This is a genomic window from Streptomyces sp. NPDC036764, assembly GCF_055609385.1.
In genome coordinates, this window is sequence record NZ_JBVJPT010000001.1 from 2,043,414 (window position 1) to 2,066,106 (window position 22,693).

Here is a 22,693-nt window from a genome sequence, read left to right on the forward strand (position 1 = left end):
CGCCGTACCGGCTTCTGCCGTCCGCTTGGGGCCCGACTCGCGACTGAGCGGGCGGGCACGGCATTGCGGCCGCACACCACTCACACCCTTCATGCAGACCAGGGGAAGGTGCATGAGGTATTTCCGTCTGCTCGTCCTGGGCAACGGCATCTCGGCGTACGGCAGTTACCTGAACATGGTGGCGCTGAACGTCTTCGTCTACGACGCCACCGGCAGCGCGCTGGCCGCCGGGCTCTTCATGGCCGTCCGCCTGGCGACGAACGTCGTGTCGGGCTGGGTCAGCGGCAGGCTCGTCTCCGCCTATGACCGCAAGAGGCTGATGGTCGGCGCCGACCTGTGCCAGGCCGTGGCGCTGCTGACGCTGCTGTTCGCCCCGGACGGCATGCGCGTGGGGCTGCTCTACGCCCTCGCCGTGATCACCGGAGGCTGCTCGACGCTGTCCCAGGTGGCCCTGCGCAGCAGCATCCCGGAGATCGTCGGGGCCGAGCACCGGGTGCGGGCCAACGGACTGCTGGTGACGGGGCGTTCGCTCGCCATGATCGCCGGGTTCGCCTCGTCGGGCCTGGTGGTGGCGGAGTTCGGGTACTCCGCCGCCTTCGCGCTGGACGCCGCGACCTTCGTGGTCTCGGCGACGGTGCTGTTCCTGCTGCCCGTGCGCACGAAGGCCGCCGCGGCCGGCGCAGGTTCCACGGAGCCCTCCGACGCCGCCCGCTGGACCGCGCGGCTGCTGCTCGGCACGGCGCCGTTGCTGATGGCGATGATCGCCATCCGGGCGGTGGACGGGCTCGGCTCCTCGTCCCACAACGTCGCCCTGCCCATCTACTCCAGCGGCCTGGATCCCGCCCATCCGGCCACGTTCATCAGCCAGTTCTGGGCGACGTGGGCCATCGGCAACATCGTCGCCCAGCAGGTGATCGGCCGTGTCACCAAGAAGAGCGGGCGCACGCCGGGAGAGCGGGCCTTCGCGCTGGGTGCCTGCGTGATGTCGGCCGGGTTCATCGTGGTGTTCTGCGGACTGCCCACCGTGCCCGCGGTCATCGCCGCGCTCATCGCCGGAGCCGCCGACGGATTCACCGAGATCGTCTATGTGTCGCGGCTCCAGACCGCCCCCGACGAGCAGCGCGGCCGCCTCTTCGGGCTGTCCGCCTCGGCCGAGAACACCGGCTTCGGCCTCGGCATGCTCGTGAGCGGCGCCCTGCTGGAGTCCTTCTCGCCGCTCCAGGTGGTGGCCGCCTTCCACGGCCTCGCGATCGCCCTTTGCCTGGCCCTGCTGCTGATGCTGATCAGACGGGGCGGCACACGCGACCGCGGCGTCGAGGACAAGGCCATCGACCGTGACACGTCGACGGTGACGGAGGGACGCGGCTGATGACCACGAACGAACCCGACGCCCGAACAGCCGTTCCGGACCCCCGGATGGCCGTCATCGGCATGGCCTTCCGCCTGCCCGGCGCCGACACGCCCGAGGACCTCTGGCGCATCGTCCACGACGGCACGGACCGCATCACCCGATTCACCGACGAGGAACTGGCCGCCGCCGGCGTCCCGGCCGAGGAGTACGGCGCGGCGGACTTCGTCGGCGCCTCCGGGGTGGTGGAGGACATCGCCGGCTTCGACGCCCAGCACTTCGGGATGAGCGCCCGCGAGGCCCGGATCACGGACCCCCAGCACCGCATGTTCCTGGAATGCGCCCAGCACGCCCTGGAGAACGCCGGGTACGCGGACGAACGCGACGGCACCCGCGTCGGCGTCTACGCCAGCACCGGCTACCACCTGTACACGCTCCAGAACTACCTCCTCAACAACGTCCTGCCGAGCGAGCCCGTCACCGACTGGACGGCCGGCATGCAGATCACGGCCGGCAACTACGCCGACTTCACAGCCACCCGCGTCGCCTACCGGCTGGGCCTGACCGGACCCGCCGTCAACGTGCAGACCGGCTGCTCCAGTTCGCTCGTCGGCGTGCAGTCCGCCGCCCAGTCCCTGCTGATGGGCGACTGCGACATCGCCCTCGTCGGTGCCACTGCCGTCCATGTGCCGCAGATCCTCGGCTACCGGTACGTCAAGGGCTCGATCCTCTCCAAGTCGGGCCGCCTGAGGGCTTTCGACGCGGGCGCCGACGGCACCGTCGGCGGGACCGGCGTCCTGGCCGTCGTACTGAAGAAGCTGGCCCGGGCCGTCGCCGACGGCGACACGATCCACGGCGTCATCAGGGGCTGGGGCATCAGCAACGACGGATCGGACAAGACGGCGTACACCGCCCCCAGCGCACAGGGGCAGCGCGTGGCCATCCGGCAGGCCCTGCGGCGGGCCGGCGTCGGCGCGGACACCATCGGCTACCTGGAGACCCACGGTACCGGCACCCTCAAGGGCGACCCCATCGAGTTCGACGGCGCCGCCGGCGCCTACCGCGAGGACACCGACCGGACCGGCTACTGCGCCCTCGGCTCGACCAAGGCCAACATCGGCCATCTCGACGCGGCCTCGGGTCTGGCCGGACTGGTGAAGACCCTCCTGGTCCTGAAGCACGGCGTCATCCCGCCGATGGCCAACTTCGACGAGCCCAACCCCGCCCTCGACCTCGACCACAGCCCCTTCTACATCCCCCGCACCGCCCGCCCCTGGCCCCAGGGCGACACGCCCCGGCGGGCGGGCCTCACCTCACTCGGCGTCGGCGGCACCAACGTCCACCTGATCCTGGAACAGGCCCCGCAGCCCACACCCCGGACCGAAAGCGCTACACCACCGGACGTGCTCCTGATCTCCGCGAGCAGCGCCGACGCCCTCGCGGACAACGCCCGCGCCCTGAGCGAACGGTTACGGCAGCCGCCCGTACCGCAGTTGGCGGACCTCGTCACCACCGCCGCCCTCGGCCGCTCGCACGGCCGCCACCGGCTCGCGGTCCGTGGAGCCACCCCTGACGCCCTCGCCGACGCCCTCGACGGCTGGCTCGCCGGGAACGCGGGAGCGGCCGTGCACACCGGGACGGCACCGCCGGAAGGACACGCGCGCGTGGCGTTCCAGTTCACCGGGCAGGGCAGCGCATACCCGGGGATGGCCACCGCCCTGCGCGAGCGCTTCCCCGTGGCCCGTGAGGTACTGGACGCCTGCGAGCACCGCTACCGCGAACTCACCGGCGACCCGCTGTTCACCGACGAGGCAGCGGAGGAAGGCGCCCTCCAGGACACCGACACCGCGCAACCCGCGCTGTTCGCCCTGCAATGCGCCCTCGTCCGGCTGTGGCGCGAGACGGGCATCGAGCCCTGTGCCGTCACCGGGCACAGCGTCGGCGAATACGCCGCCCTGTACGCGGCCGGCGCCCTCTCGCTCGACGACGGGCTGCGCCTCACCGCCGAACGCGGCAAGTTGATGCAGGGGCGCTGCGCCCCCGGCGCGATGGTGGCCGTGCCGCTCGACCGGGCGGCAGCCCGCGCGCTGACCGCCGAAGTGCCCGGGCTGGAGACGGCCGTGACGAACGGGGACCGCACCCAGGTGCTCGCCGGAACGGTGGAGGCCGTCGACCGGGCGTGCGCGCTGCTGGAGGAGCGCGGCGTTCCGGGGCAGCGGCTGCCGGTCACCCGGGCCTTCCACACCGCCCTGATGGAACCGATGCTGGAGGAGTTCCGCAAGGTCCTCGCCGACGTGGCCCTGCGGCCGGTCGGCGTCCCGTTCGTCAGCGCCCTGGACGGTGTGACCCACCCGCCCGGCTGGATCCCGGACGCGGACCATCTCGTACGCCACACCCGCGAGCCCGTCCGCTTCGACCTGGCGTTGCACGCCATCGGGGCCCAACAGCCCGACGCACTGCTGGAGATCGGGCCGCACACCACCCTCAGCGGACTGGCCCGCCGGACATTGCCCGCCGTCGCGAACCTGCCGTCCCTGCGCCGCGGTGCGGGGCTCGGCGCCCTGTGGGGTGCGGCGGCGGGGCTGCACTGCGCCGGGGCGGACGTCGACTGGCGGGTGCTCCTGGCGGGCAGCGGGGGCCGGCGCGTGCCCCTGCCCGGATACCGATTCCAGCACAAGGACCACTGGACGGGGCCGCGGTTGACGGCTCCGAGCACGGCAACAGCAGCGAGAGAGGGAGCCGAAGTGCTTCAGCAAGACGCAACGGTCGCGCAGGTACTCCACAGCATCGTCCGGACCACCGCCCGGCACCTCGGCGAGGAGCCGTCGGCGATCCCCGGTGACGCGTCCTTCTTCGACCTCGGCGCCGACTCGCTCCAGATGATCAGCGTGCTGCGGGAGCTGGAGCAGGAGCACCAGGTCAAGGTGACGATGCGGCAGCTCTTCGAGGAGACGGGTACGCCGCGACGGCTCGCGGAGTTCATGGTCGCGCGGATGCCGGCGCCGTCGGGGCAGGAGCCGCCGCAGTTGGCCGCCGTACGCGAACCGGAGCCGGTGACCGTGCCGATGCCCCTGTCCCCGCCGGCGGTCGCCGCACCCGCACCCGCTCCGGAGTCCGCCCCCGCCCCCGAGTACGCCACCCGCGAGGAACTGGAGGACCTCGCCCGCAAGATCCAGCAGATGTCGCAGATACAGCTCCAGCTCATGTCCCAGCTCTCCCAACTGCTGGCGCTCCAGACCGCTTCCGTCTCCGACCGGCTCAACGGCACGGTGACCAAGTGACCGGGCTGAACGGCATATCGGCCGCACTCGACCGCGACCTGGCGGCGATGACCGAACTCTCCCAGCGCATCGCCGGGCAGCTCGGCGACGGCGTTCCGGCTCCGGAGCCGCAGTCTCCGGAGCCGCCGCGCGTGCACGGCCCCCGGGTCACGGTCGCGAGGAGCTCCGGCATGGTGCGGGACGCCTCCCCGCAGACCCAGCAGCAGCACCTGGCCGACCTCGTACGCCGCTACACCGCGAGAACCCCGACCTCCAAGCGGATCGCCCAGCGCTACCGCCGGGTCCTGGCCGACAGCCGCGCGGTGGTCGGCTTCCGCAGCGGCACCAAGGAGATGCTGTACCCCATCGCGGGCCGCAGGGCCAGCGGGGCACGCCTCGAGGACGTGGACGGCAACGAGTACGTCGACATCACCATGGGCTTCGGCGTCCTCCTCTTCGGCCATGAGCCGGAGTTCGTGACGGAGGCCGTGCGCGAGCACCTGTCCCGCGGCATCCAGCTCGGCCCGCGCAACGTCGAGACCGGCGAGGCGGCCGAACTCCTCGCCGAACTCACCGGCCTGGAGCGGGTCGCCTTCGCCAACTCCGGTACGGAGGCCAACTCCGCCGCCATCCGCCTGGCCCGTGCCGCCACCGGCCGCGACAAGATCGTCACCTTCCTCGGCGCGTACCACGGGCACGCCGACAACGTCCTCGGCCGAGCCTCCGCAGCGGGCACCGACCCAGCGACCGTGCCCGTGTCCCGAGGCATCCCGCAGTCCGCCGTCGCCGATCTGCTGGTCCTGGACTACGGCAGCGACAGCGCCCTGGAGAGCATCGAACGGCACGCCGGCGAGATCGCCGCGGTCGTCGTGGAGCCCGTGCAGAGCAGACACCCCGCGCTCCAGCCCGTGGAATTCGTACGCAAGCTGCGGGAACTGACCCGCCGCCACGGCATCGTCCTGCTCTTCGACGAGATGCTGACCGGCTTCCGCCCCGCCCTGCGCGGCGCACAGGAGCTGTACGGCGTCACCCCGGACCTCGCCACCTACGGCAAACTGCTCGGTGGCGGCTTCCCCATCGGGGCCATCGCCGGCCGCGCCGACATCATGGACGGCGTCGACGGCGGCCACTGGTCGTACGGCGACGACAGCTACCCGCCCGCCGACACCACCTTCTTCGGCGGTACGTACATCCAGCACCCGGTCTCGATGGTCGCCGCGCGCGCCGTGCTCAGCCACCTCAAGGAGCACAGCCCGAGCCTCCAGGAACGGCTCACCGCCCGCACCGCCGAACTCGCCGCGACGCTCAACGGTTTCTTCGAGGCCGAGGAGTACCCGCTGCGCATGACGCACTTCGGCTCCCAGTTCCGCTTCGAGCACCGGGCCGACCTGGAACTCCTCTACCACCACCTGATGCTGCGCGGTGTCCACGTCTGGGAGTGGCGCAACTTCTTCCTGTCCACCGCCCACTCGGACGGCGACATCGAGTTCGTGGCGGACGCCGTACGCGATTCGCTGCGCGAGCTTCGGTCGGCGGGCTTCTTCCCGGGCGGGCCGCTCGTGGCGCCGCCGAAACCGGTACCGGTGCCGTCGACTCCGGCTCCCGAACCGACACCGCCCACCCGGGTGGCCTCCATGGCCTGGAACGCGGCGGCCGTCACCGAATCCCGCACGGCCCCCGCGAACGAACAAGCCCCGCGCACCCCCGACTTCAGCGTCTACTTCTTCGGCGACTACCCGCAGGACGCCTCGACGTCCCGGCACGGCCAGTACGAACTCCTCATGGACGTCGCCCGGTTCGCCGACCGACACGGGTTTCACGCGCTGTGGATGCCCGAGCGCCACTTCCACTCCTTCGGCGGACTCTTCCCCAACCCGGCCGTGCTCGCCGCCGCGCTGTCCCGCGAGACCGAACGCATCCGGCTCAACGCGGGCTCCGTCGTCCTGCCCCTGCACGACCCCATCCGGGTCGCCGAGGAGTGGTCGATGGTCGACAACCTCTCCGGCGGGCGCGTCGGCATCGGTGTCGCCAGCGGCTGGAGCGCCAAGGACTTCGTCTTCTTCCCCGACCGCTTCGGCCGGCACAAGGAGCTGATGTACGAACAGCTCGAAGAGGTACGGAAGTTCTGGCGCGGCGACGCCCTGCGCCGGACCGGCGGGGACGGTCAGGCCGAGGTGCGGCTCTTCCCCCGACCGGTGCAGGACGCCCCGCCCCTGTACACGGCGGTGGTCGGCAACCCCGCCTCGTACGAACTCGCCGCCCGCCACGACCTGGGCATCGTCACCAACCTGATGACCCAGAGCGTGGAGCAGCTCCGCGAGAACATCGCCCTCTACCGCCGCACCCGGGCCCGGCACGGCCTGGACCCGGACACCGGGCGCGTGGCCGTCCTGCTGCACACCTACCTCGCGGACGACCACGACACCGCGAGGACCGAGGCGTACGAACCGCTGTCCCGCTACATGCGCGCATCCCTGTCCGTCTTCAGCGGCGTCACCAACAGCCTCGGACACAGCATCGACCTGGCCGAACTGAGCGAGGACGACCTGGACGCGGTGTTCCGCCGCGCCTACGGCCGCTACTGCGACCAGCGCGCCCTGATCGGCACGGTGGACAGCGTCCGGCCGGTGGTGGACGCGGTCACCTCGGCGGGCGCCGACGAGATCGTCGCCCTGGTCGACTTCGGTGTCGCGCAGGACGCGCTGCGCGAGGGCCTGCCGCACCTGGACGCATTGCGGCGCCACCACCGCCGGCGGGCCACCGAAGCCGCCCCCGTCGAAGCGCCCTTGTCGCCCGGCCAGGAACGGATCTGGTTCCTGGAGCGCCTGCTCCCGGGCCGTACCGCCTACAACGAGATCAAGGCGATCCGCCTCGACGGTCCGCTCGACACGTCCGCGCTGCACGCCGCGTTGCGCGGACTCGTCACCCGCCACGAGGGGCTGCGCACCGTCTTCCGGGACGGCGCGGGCGCACCACGCCAGGTGGTACGGCCGTCCGCCGACCCGGACTTCGAGGTCGTGGACGGCACCGGCAGCCCAGAGACTGTGCTCCAGGACGTCCTCGCGGTCGAGAGCGCACGCCGTTTCGACCTGGCGGACGGCCCGCTCTTCGTCACCCGGCTGGTCAGGCTCGCCGAGGCGGAGCACGTCCTCGTGCTGTCCCTGCACCACATCGTGGTCGACGCCGCCTCCGCCACCGTCCTCGCCCGCGACCTCTCGGCCCTCTACCGAGCCGAACGCGACGGAGCAGCCCCCGACCTCCCCGAGCTGACCTGGTCGTACGCCGACCACGCCAGGGAGCAGGCCGCGTCCGCGCACGGCCCGCAGGCCGACGAGGACCTGGCCTACTGGCGCCGCACCCTCGGCGGAGAGCTGCCCGTCCTCGCCCTGCCCTATGACCGGCCGCGCCCGGCGACGATGACGTCCGCAGGCCGCGCCGTCTTCCACACCCTCGAACCCGAACTCTCCCGACGGCTGAGGGAGTTGAGCCGGACCCGCCGCAGCACCCTGTTCATGACCCTGCTCGCCGGGTACGCGGCGATGCTGCACCGGGTCACCGGACAGACGGACCTGGTCGTCGGCACCCCGATCTCGGACCGGCCCGAGCGCGCCGAGAATCTGCTCGGGTTCTTCGTGAACACCCTCGCGCTGCGCCTGGACCTGTCCGGGGACCCCGGGTTCGGCACGCTGCTGGACCGCGTGCGCTCGGTCGCGCTCGACGCGTACGACCACGCGCGCGTGCCGTTCGAGAGGGTGGTGCGCGAGCTCGCCCCGCCCAGGGCGGTGGACCGGACGCCGGTCTTCCAGGCGTTCGCCGAGTTCCAGCGCGCCGAACCGTTCCGCTTCGACCTGCCCGGCGTCGAGGCCACCGCGCTGGACGCCGGTCCGGACAAGTCCCTGACGGACCTGACCGTGTACTTCACCGACCAGCCGCAGGGCATTCGCTGCCATCTGGAGTACAACACCGACCTGTTCGACGCGCTGACCGTCGACGGGTTCTTCACCACCTTCCGCGATCTGCTCACCGCCGCCGTCGAGACACCCGAGGCGCCGCTGTCCCGGCTCGCTCCGGCCGCCGCAGACGGCGACCCGGTGCCGCTCGCCTGGCAGCGCGGCCCGTCCCGGCCGGTACCGGACACGACCGTCCACGACCTCGTCGCCCGGCGGGCGGCCGAGCTGCCCGGCAGCATCGCGGTGATCAGCGGCGACACGCGGCTGACGTACCGTCAACTCGATGACAGGGCAGAGCGCCTGGCGAGCGCCCTGCGGGAACGGCACCCCGAGGGCGGCGCCGAGATCGCCCTGTGGCTGCCCCGATCCGCCGACCTCGTCGTCGCCATGCTCGCCGTGCTCAAGGCCGGCTGCTCCTATGTGCCGCTCGATCCGTCGCTCGGACGGGCGCGTGCCGAACAGATCCTCGCCGAGTGCGGGGCCCGGGTCCTGGTGGCGACGCGTGAGCAGGCCGCCGCCCTCGAACTGCCCGCGGGTGTCACGGTCGTACCGCCCGACGCCACCGCGCAGCACGCGTCACGCGTGCCCGCGGGTGTCACGGTCGTACCGCCCGACGCGACCGCGCAGCACGCGTCACGCGCCGCGTCCCCGGGCACGGGCCACGAACCATGTTGCGTGCTCTACACCTCGGGCAGCACCGGCACGCCCAAGGGCGTCGTGGTGCCGCACCGTGCCGTCGTCGACCTGTCCGAGTGGCAGCGCCGTCGCTTCGCCTTCACCCCGGCCGACCGCAGTGCTGTCGTGTGCAGCCAGAGCTTCGACGCCTCGCTGCTGGAGCTCTGGCCGGCGCTGACCTCGGGAGCGTCGGTCACGGTGGCGGACGAGGAGGTCCGCAGGGACCCGTCGGCCCTCGCCCGGTGGTACGCCGAGCAGGGCGTCACCTTCTCCATCCTGCCCACTGCGCTCGGCGAACAACTGCTGCGGCTGCCACCGCGCGACCAGCCGCCGCTGCGCCATCTGCTGCTGGGCGGCGACGTACTGCGTACCCGGCCGCACCCCGAAGCGCCGTACGAGACGGTGAACGTGTACGGCCCCACCGAGATCACCGTCCTGTGCACCACGGAGACCGTCGCCCCGAAGGGCAAGCACTCCACCGCACCGATACCGATCGGACGCCCCGTCGACAACGTGCGCCTGAGCGTGCTGGACGAGTCCGGCGATCCCGTCCCGGTGGGCACGGTGGGGGAGTTGTACGTCGGCGGCCCGGGCGTGGCCCTCGGCTATCTGCACCGTCCCGAACTCGGCGCGCAGCGCTTCCTCCCGGACCCGGGCATCGACCCCGACGCCCGCCGGTACCGCACCGGCGATCTGGTCCGCTGGACCCCCGACGGGAAACTGGAGTTCTGCGGGCGGGCCGACGACCAGGTCAAGGTCCGGGGTTTCCGGGTCGAGCCGGAGGAGGTCTCGCGCGCACTGAACGCCCTCGACGGGGTGCGTGAGGCGGCCGTGCTGGCCCGGCGCAACGCCCGGGGTGAGGCGTACCTCGCCGCCTATGCCGTGCCGGCCAAGCCGATCGGTACGACGGCCGACGACCGGCAGGCCCACGCCGACCTGCTGACCGCCGAACTGGCGGCCCGGTTGCCGGAATACCTCGTGCCGCGCGCCTGGCGTGTCCTGCCCGCCCTGCCCGTCTCGGGCAACGGCAAGCTGGACCGCTCCGCGCTGCCCGCACCCGACCTGGTCTCCACGGCACCGAGCCGCAGGCCCGGCGTCCGCTCCGCACCGTCCGCCGGCCACCGAACGGACATCGAGCGGCGCGTGCGGGAGCTGTGGGCGGACGAGTTCGGGATCGACGCCGACGGCATCGCGGACGACGCCTCGTTCTTCGACCTGGGCGGCCACTCGATCACCGCGATGCGGTTGGTCAACCGTGTCCGCGAGGACTTCGGCACCGAGTACCCGATGCTGAGCTTCTACCAGGACCCGACACCGCGAGCCATGACGGCTCACCTCGCCGGCGGGACGGGCGAGGAGAGCGGGGCGGCGTCGAGCCGGTCGTCCGAGGGCGATGCCGGGCCGAGCGCTGTGGAGCGCCGTGGGCCGGCCACCGCGCAGCAGGCCCGCTTCGCCACCGTCCATGCCGACCACCCCCTGCCCCAGGTGTTCAACGTCGCCCTGCGCATCACCCTCTCCGGCGAGCTGGACCCGGCGGCACTGCGGACCGCCCTGACCCGACTGGTCGAGCGGCACGAGGGTCTGCGGACCCGTCTGGCCCGCAGCGGGGAAGGCTGGGAGCAACAGGTACTGCGGCCCGGCCCGGTCGAGCTGCCGGTCGAGGACCTCACCGCGCGGCGGGCGCAGGAGCGGGAGTCCGCTGTGGAGCGGGCCAGCGCCGAGGCCGCCGAGACGCCCCTCGATCCCACCCGCGGTACGCCGCTGGCGCCGCGTCTCCTGCGGACCGGCCGGAGCACCTGGGTTCTGCTCCTCGTCCTGCACCACTCCGCCTGCGACGGCTGGTCGGTCAGCCTCCTGCTGAAGGAGCTGGCCGCGCTGTACGGGGCCGCCGTGCGCGGCGAACCGGACACCCTCCCGCCCGTGGGGTGCCAGCCCGTGGCCTACGCCCGGTGGCAGCAGGAGCAGGCCGACGACGCCGCCGACGGGCGGAACCTGGAGTTCTGGCTGCGCGAGCTCGACGGAGTCCCGTTCACCGTCGGCCTGCCGCTGGACCGACCCCGGCCGCAGAGGGCGAGCGGACGTGGCGGCGCCGTGGTGTTCACCGTGCCCGCCGAGGTGCGCGCCGGAGTCGACCGGCTGGCGAGAGCGCGGCGGACGACGCCCTTCGTGGTCACGGCGGCGGCTCTGGGCCGGATGCTCGCACGCAAGTCCGCCCAGTCCGACGTCGTGTTCAACGTCTCCTACGCCAACCGGGAGCGGCGCGTGTTCGAGTCCATGCTGGCCTGCACGATCACCGGCTTCGCGCTTCCGGTACGCGACGGCGCCGCCGATTCCTTCGCCGCTCTGACGGACCGGGTCGCCAGGGCAGCGGTGGAGTGCATGGACCGTGCCATGCCGGTGCGCCGGATCGCCCCGGCCATGCGCGAGCGCCACGGCGTCGACGTACCGGACAAGCTGGACGTCGGTTTCGCGTACCAGAGTTCGCTGGAGGCGGAGGTCGAACTGCCCGGACTGACCACGGCCATCGAGGATCTGGCGCCCGCCGCGTCCCGGACCGAGCTCACCTTCGGGCTCATCCCGGCCGGGGACGAACTCAGGGGCTTCGTCGAGTACTCGTCCGACCTGTGGGACCACGCCACGATCGAGGGCTGGGCCCGCGACTACGTCGACGTGCTGCGCGAGGAGGTGGAGCGGGCGCTGCGGAGCTGAAGTCCGTCCGCGACGCCGTCCCCCGAAGCGCCGACGCCGGCGCGGCGCGGGGGACGGCGTCGCGGACGCTCACGCCGCGCTGCTGCGGCGCGGCATCCAGTGCCGGCAAGTCATCTCGTGCTCGGTGCCGAGGCTCGTCCACCAGCGTTCGCAGCACGCCGAATCGAGCTCCGCCCGGACGATCGCCTCGGCGGCGTCCCCGCCCCCGCGGGAGGCCCGCGCGATCAGATCCAGCAGAATCCGCCGCTGTTCACCGATCACCGTCTCGCGTACGACGGCGATGACCGGCACGAGACTGGCGGCCGCGAACAGACAGGCGGCCCACATGGGGCCGTACCGGACCTCGAGGATCGAGGTCCAGGCGAGCCCCCCGCTCGTGGCGACGTAGAGGACACACAGCAGGCGGCTGGAGCAGTTCATGGGCACCGTCCTTGGGGCGGATGGAATCCCCCTGTCCAACTGCTCACAGCCCTCGTGGATTCGGGTGAATTATCCCACCGTGACTGACCGGGCGTGATCCGCCGGATTCGACGGGGCCGCGACGGCGGCCTTCCCCTGGAACGCGGCCCGATAGGAGTGCGGTGTCGTGCCCACCACCCGGCGGAAGCGCTCGCGGAACGCCGTCGGCGAACCGAACCCCGCCTGGCGTGCGATCCGCTCGACCGGATGGTCGCTGTTCTCCAGCAGATACTGCGCCCGCCGCACCCGCGCCCGCAGCAGCCACTGCAACGGAGTGGTGCCGGTCTGCTCCCGGAACCGGCGGCTGAAGGTGCGCTCGCTCATCCCCGACCGGTCGGCCATCGCCCCGAGGGTGATCTCCGCGGCGAGGTTGTCCTCGATCCACTCCAGCAGCGGTTCGAGCGCCGAGCCGCGCGGCACGGGCGGGTGCTCGTGCACGATGAACTGCGCCTGACCGCCCTCGCGTTCGAGCGGTACGACGGACATGCGGGCGGTGTGCGCGGCCACCGCCGACCCGAGGTCCCGCCGGATCATGTGCAGGCACATGTCCAGTCCCGCGGCGGCGCCGGCCGAGGTGAGGATCTGCCCGTTGTCGACGTACAGCACGTCCGGCTCCACCTGCACGTCGGGGAAGCGCCGGGCCAGGTCGTCGGTCGCCATCCAGTGGGTGGTGGCGCGCAGCCCGTCCAGCAGTCCCGCCTCGGCCAGGACGAAGGCGCCCACGCAGACGGACGCGATCCGCGTGCCGGCCTCGGCGGCGTCACGCAGGGCCGCCGTCACGTGGGCGGAGGGCGGCCGGGTCTCGTCGCAGCCCGGCACGATGATCGTGTCCGCGTCCGCCAGCCCGTCGAGCCCCCGGTCGATGCGCAGGGCGAAGCCCTCGGTGCGCACCTCGGGCGACTCGGCGCACAGCCGGACCCGGTAGGGACGGCGGCCGTCGGGGAGCCGTGTCCAGCCGAACATCTGGAAGGGCGTCGCCATGTCGAACGGCACCACGTTGTCGAGAACCAGGATCGCCACGGTGTGCATGAATGCCACCTTAGGCAGCTTCCCGCCATTGCCAGAAGCCCTGGTCAGGGCAGTGATCCTGGGCACAGGACAAGATAGGGGTGATGGCGAGAATCCGTTGGTTCCTGTCATTTCAGCCCCTGTGCGACGAGGCTGAAGATCCCTAACGTGGGCGGGGCCGCCGTCCCGCGCGAGCCGGGGCCGCGGCCTTGATGCCACGCCGACACGGAGACCTACACCACCCGATGACCAAGATCCTGCTGATCCTTCACGTCCTTGCCGCCATCGTCGCCGTCGGCCCCGTCACCGTCGCGGCCAGCATGTTCCCGCCGGCCGCACGCCGCGTCCCGGCGACGGACGGCGCCGTGGCGGTGGGCACCGTCCGCCTCCTGCACCGCATATGCCGCGTCTACGCCGCCATCGGGCTGTCGGTTCCCGTCCTCGGCCTCGCCACCGCCCTGGCGATGGGCGTCCTGGGCAGCGGATGGCTCATCACGTCCATCGCGCTGACCGCGGCTGCCGCCGGCCTGCTGATCGCGTTCGTTCTGCCCCGTCAGGAGGAAGTCCTGGAGCAACTGGCCGCCGAGAAGCCCCTCGAGCGCTCCGCCACCGTGCAACTGGCCATGGTCACCGGCATCTTCAACCTCCTGTGGGCGACCGTGACCATCCTGATGATCGTCCGGCCCGGTTCGACGACCGGTGCCTGAACCGGGCAGGCCGGCGGCCCGCGACCGCGCGTCGGGGCCGCCATAGCACCGGTTCGTCGCCCGTGAAGCGCTCTGGCAGAATTCGTACTTCAGTGTGCGTCGGCGCCTAGACTCGACAGCCGTGCCCATATGCACACAGGGGCCACGACATGAAAGGCGCGTTGACGGGTGTTTCAGGATTCCCCCATTTACGACCGGCTGATCGCGGAGCGCGGCGACATCCCCACCCAGGTGCGCAGGGAGGCCGAACGCGTCAGCCGGGACCTGGAGTTCGTGATGCAGCCGGGGCCGCCCCTCGGCCACGCACCGGCTCCGATGCGAACGGCGCCGCCGGCCCCGACCTGGCAGCGCAGTGCCCTGCCGCCCGGTCCGCACGTCGGCTGAGCCTGCTCAGACAACCCTCGCGCTCGCGCCGTTGACGTGCGACTCCGGCCCGGCGACGGGCCGGGCGAGCCACTCGGCGATGGTGCGGGCGATCGGCTGGCCGGTGTCCACCTCGACGAAACCGAACTGGCCCGACTGGTTGCACTCCAGGAACCACCACACCCCGTCGGCGTCCTCGACGAAGTCGAAGGCGCCGTAGGACAGTTCGGCGCCCCGCATGTAGGCGAGGACCGCTTCGGCGACCCGCGGCGCGACATCGACGGCCTCCCACGGCGCGTCGGACGTCGCGAAGCGGACGTCCACCTCCACCTCCGCCTCGGGACCTGTCGCCTTGCGGGCGGCAAGCAACCGGTCGCCGACCACAGTGAGACGGATGTCGGCCCGCTTGGCGACGCGCCGTTGCAGCAGGGTCGGTCCGAACGCGACGGCGGAGAAGTCGCTGTCCGGAGCGACCCTGCTGGTCGGAACCGCACGCGGCGGATCCTGGGGATGCGCGCCCGACACCGGCTTGACCACCAGATCCGGGTAGCGCTCGGCGAAGTCGCGGGCGGCTTGCGGGAATGTCGTGATCAACGTGGCCGGCACGGGCAGTCCGCACCGCTGGGCCAGCCGCAACTGCCAGGGTTTGTGACGGGCCCGGCGGGCCGCGTCGGGATGGTTCATCCAGCGGGCCTCGCTGCCGCGCAGCATGCCGTACAGCGCCTGCCCTGCCTCCTCCGTCAACCAGGTCGAGGGGCTGGCCGCCCGCTGCGCCGCGGCTCCCGGCCTGCGCAGCCAGACCGAGCGCAGCCCGGCGATGCTCACCAGGCGTCCCGAGGCCGACAGATGGCCGCGGAACGCACCGTGCACGAACTCGCCCGACAGGGATACCCCGCCGGTCAGGTCGGCGGGGTCGAGCCGGAACACCGGAACGCCGGCCGCGTTCAGATGCACCACCACCATGTCCGCCGTCACGTCTTCTTCGCTCGTCAGAATCAAGACGGTCATCGTCGCCGACCTGTGTTCAGTCGTCGAAGTGAGTCTTGGAGCCCGCTGTGGACGTCGTGGTGCCCAACTCCCGCATCAAGGCGTGATCACAGGCGGCTATGCGGCCGTCACGGAGCACGTTCAACTGCATACCGGAGTCGTAGACGTACGGAGTGGTGACCTCCAACTCCGCTGCCGGCCGTGCATAGTTGAGCGCGAACGGTTGCATCGTCTCTCCCTTACAGGTGCTGCTCCGATCGAGCCTGGTCACCCGGCGGCGGCCCTCGGTCACCGACGCCCTTAGGTTTCCACTTACTTAAACGAATCGAACGAGTGATTGGTTTCCTTACTTTCTGTAATCAACGGCGTCCGGCGGTCCCGCCTCGGGAGAACGGCGCAGGGTACGCAGTGCCAGCAAGAGCACGCCGATGTCGTCCAGATACACCGGATCCGGCACCAGATCGGCCGGCAGGACGAAGTACAGGACGGCACCCCAGAACACCCATCGCGGCCCGGTCGGCAGCCCGGAGCGCCGCAGCAGTCGCCGCGTCCGTACGAGCCGCACCAGCACCCCGACGGCCACGGCGAGAACGACGGCCGCGAGGGCCACGGCGGCGATGATCACCGCGGTGGTCGACTCCACTGACCCTCCTCCTGCCGGTGCCGCGCGTCACACGCACTGCTAGTCGGATGCCCGCTCCGGTCGCGCACATTGCATGAGGACGGTCACCCGGCTGCATCGCATCACCCGTCAGGACGGAAGACGCACAAACTGCCCGGTCACCTGCTCGCCCCACCCCATCGACACACCGAACGCCACCCGCCCGACGCAGTAGGCCGCCCCCACGAAAGCACCGCAGCCGCAGTACGCCGCGGCGCCTCGCCCGCAGCCGACCCAGGGGCGCGGGGAACCGCGCGACCGACCACGCACGACCCGAAGTCGCCCGCGAACCCGGAGCTCTGAGCTTTCGCGCCGCCCGCGAACCCGGAGCTCTGAGCTTTCGCGCCGCCCGCGAACCCGGAGCCCTGGGCTCTTTTGCCGCCGCGCCTACCGGTGCGACGTCTCCCGTTGAGGCTCGACGGCCTCGGCCTCCTGGTCGATGCCCGTGTCAGGCGTGGCCTTGCGGGTCCGTGTCGAGCTCTTGAGGCGTTCGAAGGTGCGGGTCAGGTGCTGGAGAGGGGTCGGTGCCGTGGTGGTGGCCGGCTGGGCCTGCCGCTCGGGCGCGGCGTCGGCGGACTCCCGGAAGGCGGCCAGGGCCGCGTGCGCCTGCTCGGCGGCCTCGCGGTACAGGTCCCGGGACTTCGTCATCGCCTCCAGGGCGTCGGCGTACATCGCCACGAGCTCGCGCTCGCGCGCGAGTTCCTCCTCCAGGGTCAGCAGCCGCCAGTCCTCCCGCAGGGCGGTGAGGGCCTCCATGCCGCCCTCCGGCAGCGGCCGTGGGAGCGCGGCGAAGCGCGTCACGGCGTGGATGAGTTCTGCCGGCTCCGAGCCGTCGAGGAAGACGCTGCGTACGGCGAAACCGTCGGCGTCGTAGTCGGCCGGGGCCGGCGCGCCGGGCAGCACCACGGCGCCGCCGCGCGGCACCTGTACGCCGAGGTCCCGCAGGGCCCAGTTCACGACGCGAAGCTGACTGGGCACGGCGCGATGCTCGACCACCCGGTGCCGCAGGCTCGGCGGCAGCATCCCGGCCAGCGGCATCTGCCCGCGCTGGTCGGTGGTCATGGCCTCGTGGACGACGACATGGATGCTCCAGCCGTCCCGCGCGGCGTCCCGCAGTATGCGCCGTACGGCCTTGTCGTCCGAGGGCAGGGGGTTGACGTCCCGGAACCGCAGGTCCGTGACCGGGTCGTGGTCCCAGGCCGCGTCCGGCTCCTGCGGCCAGAACATCGCGGCCGGCGACGGCCACCGGGGATCCCACGGAGCCTCCGCCTCCGCGACCAGTACCCACTCCTGTCCGCTGCCTGAGTCGGGTCGTACGGTCAGCCGGGCCCTGACGGTCACCGATCCGGCGACCCGCCATCGGGCCTCGAAGACCCAGTCCTGGGCGGCCTGGCCCTCGGACACTTCCAGGAAGTCGTCGATGGTGCGGCTGTCCTTGAGGTGCCGCAGGCCGGTCCGGACCGCGTCCTGAGCCGCGGGACCGGGGTGGCGGCCGTGGGCCGACCACACCGTGGGAGGGGTCATGGGGCGGGTGCTGGAGGAGCTGGGCATGGGTCCATCTATGGGCGGGGGCGCGTGCTTCTTACAAGTATCGTCGTCGCAGATGCCTGCCCACCGGGCGGGGTCCGCACACGGGGTGTGCGTGATCCGCACCGGCTGATGGCCGTTCACCCGTGGCCCGCGCCACGTCCCGTCATGACAATGACTCGTTGAGCGGGACCCGCCCACCATCCGCATTGGGGCGGGTCCCGCTCATCCGTCCACGTCCGCTCAGTTGTGGTACCCGATGTAGCCGTTGCCGTCGCGGTCGTTCTGCGTCTTGGTGTAGGCGTGCGAGTCCGCCCCGGCGCCCGAGGGCTTGTAGAGGTAGATCGTGTCCTTGTCGTTGTTCCACATGAAGTTGCAGTTGTCGCGGTAGACGACGTTGCCTCTGTCGGAGTCGGTGCCGTTGCCGCCCCGCAGCTTCACATAGTCACCGGGCTCGAGGTTGTGATTCGCCGTGAACGTGAACTTGTTGCCGGCCTTGTCCTTCACGACGTAGCCCTTGAGGTTGACCGTCGTGCCGGACGAGTAGTTCTTGATCGTCAGGTACTCGTCGTCGGTGTTGCCGGTCCGGCAGTTGTTGGAGTCGCGGCCGGGCGCGTCGTACTGGATGCCGCGGATCTTCAGCGCGGACGAGTACTCGGTGGCCTGGGCGGGTGCCGCGGCGAGAGCGGCGAGGGTTCCGGCCGCGAGGGCGGTCGTGGCGATAATGCGTATGCGCATGGAGAAACATCCCCCTGTGTGGAGCTTCTGTGAAGATCAGGAGTGTAACCAGGCGCTGCGGGAGCTGAGCCGACTTCACCGAAATGCGAGACGCGGGTGCGTCAGTGCGGGTAAGCCCGAGGTGGCCGCTGGCGGGGGAGCTCGTCACGGAAGTCCGAGATGACCGAACTGATCTGACGCATGAGCGCGGTGTTCTCGAGCCGGTCGAGATACAGGTTCTGCCTGGCGAGGGCGGGCGCGTCCACGCAGAAGTACAGGGCCATGAGCGGATTGACGAAGAGTTCGCCGCCCTTGGTCCGCTCGGTGAACCGGACGTCGCCGAAGTCGCCGCGCACCGCCGCGGCGACGGAACCCTGGACGATGCTCGGGTGGTCCGGCGTGCACCGCTGGGCGTGCGCCACCGCGTCGAGATACAGGCGCCCCTCGCGGCTGTCGCGCGGCAGCGAGAACGCGCCGAGATAGCCGCCCTCGCGGTCCAGGGCGGCGAGATTCTCCAGCACCAGCGAGTGGTTGACCCCGTGATAGGCGTCCACCCCGAAGCCGAGGCACGCCACCAGCCGTACGGCGACCTCGTCGAGCCCGGCCACGGCGGCCAGGCTCGCCATGTCCTCCTCCGGCGTACCGAGCCCGTTCTCGTCGCCGCGCATGAGGATGTCGGTCCCGCCGTCCACCAGTACGACGGCGTCCACGCCGCCCAGATGTGTCAGCAGCGTGCGGTAGGCGGCCCTGAGCGGCCGCACGCCCGTGAGCGGGAACGCGTACACCGTGTCGGGCAGGTCCTGCTCGGCCAGCCAGCGGGCGAGCGTCCGCTCGGGGAAGTAGTCGCCGCGCGCGGCGGTGTCCGGGCGTATCGCCGCGACGTCGTGGTCCACCCACACATCGAGGTCCAGTCCGTACAGGTCCGAGAAGGACAGGTTGGCCAGATGGACCTCTTTGCCGGCCGTCCGCAGGGCGAGCGCCAGGGGGAGTCCGGCGTACACGTCGAAACCGCCGCCCGCGCCGGCGACGAGCACCCGCCGCGCGTCGCGCAGCCGGGTCAGGAAAGGGGGCTCCAGGAGTGAGAACACCGGGGGACGCTAACAGGCGGCGATCACCGGGGTGAGGGAAAAACCGGGAGGGCCGGAGGTACGAACCTCCGGCCCTCCCTGTCGATGCCCGTCGGCGGGTTACGCGCCGCTCTCGCGGAGCATGTCCTCGCGCTCGACGAGCTTCACGCGCTCACGGCCCTGCGGCTCGCCCAGCGCCTTCTCGGCGGCGTCGAGCTTGTACCAGCCCTCCCACGTGGTGAACCGCACGTTCCGCTCGGCCAGGAAGGCGTCCACGGCCTCCGGCTCGGGCGAGGCCGGCGTCTGGAGACGACCGTTCGTGAAGTCGTCCAGCAGGTTCGACACCGTCTCGTTGGCGTCGCCCTTGGTGTGACCGATCAGGCCCACCGGACCGCGCCGGATCCAGCCGGTGACGTACGTCGACTGAAGGTGCTCGCCGGACTCCTGTATGACCCTGCCGCCCTCGTCCGGGACCGTGCCCGACTCGATGTCCCAGGGCAGCTTGGGGAGTTTGTCGGAGAGGTAGCCGACGGCGCGGTAGATCGCGGTGACGTCCCAGTCCTTGAACTCGCCGGTGCCCTTGACGTTGCCGGTGCCGTCGAGGGCGGTGCGCTCGGTGCGCAGGCCGACGACCTCGCCGTCCTCGCCGAGGACCTCGGCGGGCGACTCGAAGAAGTGCAGGAACAGCTTGTGCGGGCGGTCGCCGACGTCGCGGATCGCCCAGTTCTCCAGGGTCTTGGCGACCATGTCGGCCTGCTTGTTGCCGCGCCGGGTCGCGATCGAGCCCTCGTCGTAGTCGATGTCCTCGGGGTCGACGATGACCTCGATGTTGGGGGAGTGGTCCAGCTCCCGCAGCTCCATCGGGGAGAACTTCGCCTGCGCCGGGCCGCGGCGGCCGAACACGTGGATCTCCAGCGCCTTGTTGGCCTTCAGGCCGTCGTAGACGTTCGGCGGGATCTCCGTCGGCAGCAGCTCGTCCGCGGTCTTGGCCAGGATGCGGGCCACGTCGAGGGCGACGTTGCCGACGCCGAGCACGGCGACCTTCTCCGCCTGAAGCGGCCAGGTGCGCGGCACGTCCGGGTGGCCGTCGTACCAGGAGACGAAGTCCGCCGCGCCGTACGAGCCGTCGAGGTCGATGCCCGGGATCGCCAGCGCACGGTCGGCCGTCGCACCGGTCGAGAAGATCACCGCGTCGTAGAACGCGCGCAGGTCGTCCAGGCTGAGGTCGGACGGGTAGTCGACGTTCCCGAAGAGACGGATCTGCGGCTTGTCGAGCACCTGGTGGAGGGCCGTGATGATGCCCTTGATCCGGGGGTGGTCGGGGGCGACGCCGTAACGGATCAGTCCGAACGGCGCGGGCATGCGCTCGAACAGGTCGATGGAAACGCCGGGCTCGGCGGCCACCTCGGACTTGAGCAACGCGTCGGCGGCGTAGATCCCGGCGGGGCCGGCTCCGACGATGGCTACCCGCAGGGGGCGGGGCATGATCAGGTTCCCTTCGAGAGGCGATAGATCGACTCGAACGGGAAGCCTAAACTAAGGCAAGCCTAAGTCGGTACGCGGGTCCGACCTATGAGCTCATAAATCAATTCTATGGGCTGAAAACCGGAACTCGAACACGGGCATCGGCCAACAGCAGTCGACCATGCCCGCGACCTCGAGGGAAAGCCATGCATCTGGAAGGCGAGCAGTGACCGCCGCGCCGAGCGTCGGAGTCAACGCCGTGCCCGGCCCGCACGACGACCCCGACTCCGACGCCTCGGTCATCGAGCGGTCCTGGGCCGACCCCGACGTGTTCGCGGTGCTCTTCAACCGCCACGCCGACGACATACACCGGTACGTGGCCAGGCGGCTGGGCACCGAGGTCGCCGACGACCTGATGGCCGAGACCTTCGTGATCGCCTTCCAGCAGCGCCGCCGCTACGACCTCGCGCGTCCGCAGGCTCGCCCGTGGCTGTACGGCATCGTCACCAACCTCGTCGGCCAGCACCGGCGCGCGGAGGCTCGGCGCCTCAAGGCGCTATCCCGGGCCGCCGCCACCGCCCCGGCGCAGGGCGAGCCGCTCGAGGACCGGGTGGCCGCCCGCGTCAGTGCCGAGGGCTCCCGTGCCCGGCTGGCGGGCGCCCTCGCGGCGTTGCCCGCCCGCAACCGGGACGTGCTGCTGCTGATCGCCTGGGGCGACCTCGACTACGCGGAGGCCGCCGAGGCCCTCGGCGTCCCCGTCGGAACCGTGCGCTCGCGGCTGCACCGGGCGCGCACCGGACTGCGCCGGGCGCTGGGCGGGTCGGATCCCACAGCCCTTCACGAGGAGACCGAGGAGACCGATCGTGGATGACCTCACCGCGGTGCGTGACCTTGCGGCCGACGTGCCCCCGCCCACCGACGACGCCCGCTCGGCCGCCCGCGCCCGGTTGCGGCACGCCATCGTCCAGGAGGGCCGGCCGCGCCCGCTGTCGCGGCGGCTGATGCTGCGCGTCGCCGTCGCGGGGACGGCCGCGGCGGCGGTCACGGGAGGAGCGGTGTACGCGTCACGACGGGACCGGGAAACCGACAGCCCGCGGATGACCGCGCTGAGCGCCGCGCAACTGCTGCACCGCGCCGCGGACCGCTCCCGGGCCGACGGCGTGCGGTTGCCGATCCCGCGCAACGACCAGTACGTGTTCACCAGGAACTTCATCACCCGGACCTATGTGAAGGACGGCAGGACCAAGACCTGGACGGACGAGAGCTGGATCTCCGTGGACGGCTCCAGGCCGTCCCGCCGCCAGGAGTACGGCAAGGTCCACAACGACCCACCGCTCGGTGAGCACGAGGTGGCGTGGCCGCCGACCGAGTACGCGAAGCTGGCGAAGTGGCCGACGGACCCGGACCAGCTCCTGAAGTTGCTGAGGATGCATCGCCCCGGCGGTGACATCGAGGCGTTCTCCAACGCGTGCCAGTTCTTCGTCGTGCCGCGGGTCATGCCCCCGGGCCTCGAGGCGGCCACATTCGAGGCCGTCGCCAGGATTCCCGGCATCAGGATCGACCACGAGGCGCTCGACGGGCTGGGCCGCGAGGGGGTCGCGGTGGCCTACCCCCAGCTCACCTACTCGTTCATCTTCGACTCACGGACCTACGCCTACCTGGGCCTGCGGCTGAAGGGCAGCACCGGGGGCCGCGACAAGTACCACGAGATGCGCAGCCGTGCGGAGATCGGCGTCGTGGACCGCATCGGGCAACGCCCGTAGGCCGGCGGGTTGCCGTACGGAAGGGGGC

At 71.5% G+C, this 22,693-nt stretch carries 16 protein-coding genes; 7 read left to right on the forward strand and 9 right to left on the reverse strand.

Features of this window, described 5'->3' with window-relative positions; genetic code table 11:
- The first annotated feature begins 112 nt into the window (after positions 1–112).
- From ACZ69Q_RS08175 to ACZ69Q_RS08185, 3 genes are read left to right on the forward strand one after another with little or no spacing between them, the layout of a single operon-like run.
- The gene (locus ACZ69Q_RS08175; RefSeq protein ID WP_471038298.1) at positions 113–1,369 is read left to right on the forward strand and encodes an MFS transporter; all 1,257 of its coding nucleotides are present in this window, start codon (positions 113–115) and stop codon (positions 1,367–1,369) included.
- Positions 1,369–4,629: a type I polyketide synthase gene (locus ACZ69Q_RS08180; RefSeq protein WP_471038300.1), complete on the forward strand. Its 3,261-nt coding sequence runs from the start codon at positions 1,369–1,371 to the stop codon at positions 4,627–4,629. The genes ACZ69Q_RS08175 and ACZ69Q_RS08180 overlap by 1 nt, the downstream gene beginning before the upstream one ends.
- Positions 4,626–11,942: a MupA/Atu3671 family FMN-dependent luciferase-like monooxygenase gene (locus tag ACZ69Q_RS08185; protein ID WP_471038302.1), complete on the forward strand. Its 7,317-nt coding sequence runs from the start codon at positions 4,626–4,628 to the stop codon at positions 11,940–11,942. The genes ACZ69Q_RS08180 and ACZ69Q_RS08185 overlap by 4 nt, the downstream gene beginning before the upstream one ends.
- A 69-nt stretch (positions 11,943–12,011) precedes the next feature.
- On the opposite strand, the gene ACZ69Q_RS08190 is transcribed toward ACZ69Q_RS08185, so the two are convergent.
- On the reverse strand, positions 12,012–12,362 hold the full coding sequence (locus ACZ69Q_RS08190; RefSeq protein WP_471038304.1) for a hypothetical protein: 351 nt from the start codon (positions 12,360–12,362) through the stop codon (positions 12,012–12,014).
- 69 nt (positions 12,363–12,431) lie between these two features.
- Entirely contained in the window at positions 12,432–13,430 is a 999-nt protein-coding gene (locus ACZ69Q_RS08195) for a GlxA family transcriptional regulator (protein WP_471038306.1), read from the reverse strand.
- Positions 13,431–13,654: 224 nt separating this feature from the next.
- Here ACZ69Q_RS08195 and ACZ69Q_RS08200 point away from each other — a divergent pair, with 224 nt between their 5' ends.
- Together ACZ69Q_RS08200 and ACZ69Q_RS08205 are read left to right on the forward strand one after the other, a co-directional pair.
- Positions 13,655–14,116 carry a DUF2269 family protein gene (locus ACZ69Q_RS08200; RefSeq protein WP_471038308.1) on the forward strand — a complete coding sequence of 154 codons (462 nt, stop codon included), beginning with the start codon at positions 13,655–13,657 and terminating at the stop codon, positions 14,114–14,116.
- A 168-nt stretch (positions 14,117–14,284) separates the two neighbouring features.
- Complete coding sequence (locus ACZ69Q_RS08205; protein WP_471038310.1) at positions 14,285–14,500, forward strand: hypothetical protein; 216 nt, start codon at positions 14,285–14,287, stop codon at positions 14,498–14,500.
- A 6-nt stretch (positions 14,501–14,506) separates the two neighbouring features.
- Here ACZ69Q_RS08205 and tgmB read toward each other — a convergent pair whose 3' ends face one another.
- The 7 genes from tgmB to ACZ69Q_RS08240 all read right to left on the reverse strand — a co-directional run bounded on the left by tgmB (position 14,507) and on the right by ACZ69Q_RS08240 (position 20,923).
- Positions 14,507–15,487, reverse strand: a complete 981-nt coding sequence (gene tgmB / locus ACZ69Q_RS08210; RefSeq protein WP_471038313.1) for an ATP-grasp ribosomal peptide maturase — start codon at positions 15,485–15,487, stop codon at positions 14,507–14,509.
- 16 nt (positions 15,488–15,503) lie between these two features.
- Complete coding sequence (tgmA, locus tag ACZ69Q_RS08215) at positions 15,504–15,695, reverse strand: putative ATP-grasp-modified RiPP (RefSeq protein WP_393504048.1); 192 nt, start codon at positions 15,693–15,695, stop codon at positions 15,504–15,506.
- Positions 15,696–15,812: 117 nt separating this feature from the next.
- Complete coding sequence (locus tag ACZ69Q_RS08220) at positions 15,813–16,109, reverse strand: DUF1232 domain-containing protein (protein ID WP_471038316.1); 297 nt, start codon at positions 16,107–16,109, stop codon at positions 15,813–15,815.
- 405 nt (positions 16,110–16,514) lie between these two features.
- Positions 16,515–17,678: a hypothetical protein gene (locus ACZ69Q_RS08225; protein WP_471038319.1), complete on the reverse strand. Its 1,164-nt coding sequence runs from the start codon at positions 17,676–17,678 to the stop codon at positions 16,515–16,517.
- 219 nt (positions 17,679–17,897) lie between these two features.
- Positions 17,898–18,392, reverse strand: coding sequence for a lamin tail domain-containing protein (locus tag ACZ69Q_RS08230; RefSeq protein WP_471038323.1), 495 nt, complete (start codon positions 18,390–18,392; stop codon positions 17,898–17,900).
- A gap of 101 nt (positions 18,393–18,493) precedes the next feature.
- Complete coding sequence (locus ACZ69Q_RS08235) at positions 18,494–19,459, reverse strand: DUF1152 domain-containing protein (RefSeq protein ID WP_471038329.1); 966 nt, start codon at positions 19,457–19,459, stop codon at positions 18,494–18,496.
- Between the two features lie 99 nt (positions 19,460–19,558).
- Positions 19,559–20,923 carry an FAD-dependent oxidoreductase gene (locus tag ACZ69Q_RS08240; protein WP_471038334.1) on the reverse strand — a complete coding sequence of 455 codons (1,365 nt, stop codon included), beginning with the start codon at positions 20,921–20,923 and terminating at the stop codon, positions 19,559–19,561.
- 160 nt (positions 20,924–21,083) lie between these two features.
- Here ACZ69Q_RS08240 and ACZ69Q_RS08245 point away from each other — a divergent pair, with 160 nt between their 5' ends.
- A complete protein-coding gene (locus ACZ69Q_RS08245) occupies positions 21,084–21,773 on the forward strand; it encodes an RNA polymerase sigma factor (protein WP_471038339.1) in 690 nt (229 codons plus the stop codon).
- Positions 21,766–22,665, forward strand: a complete 900-nt coding sequence (locus ACZ69Q_RS08250) for a CU044_5270 family protein (protein WP_471038345.1) — start codon at positions 21,766–21,768, stop codon at positions 22,663–22,665. The genes ACZ69Q_RS08245 and ACZ69Q_RS08250 overlap by 8 nt, the downstream gene beginning before the upstream one ends.
- The last annotated feature ends 28 nt before the right edge of the window (positions 22,666–22,693 follow it).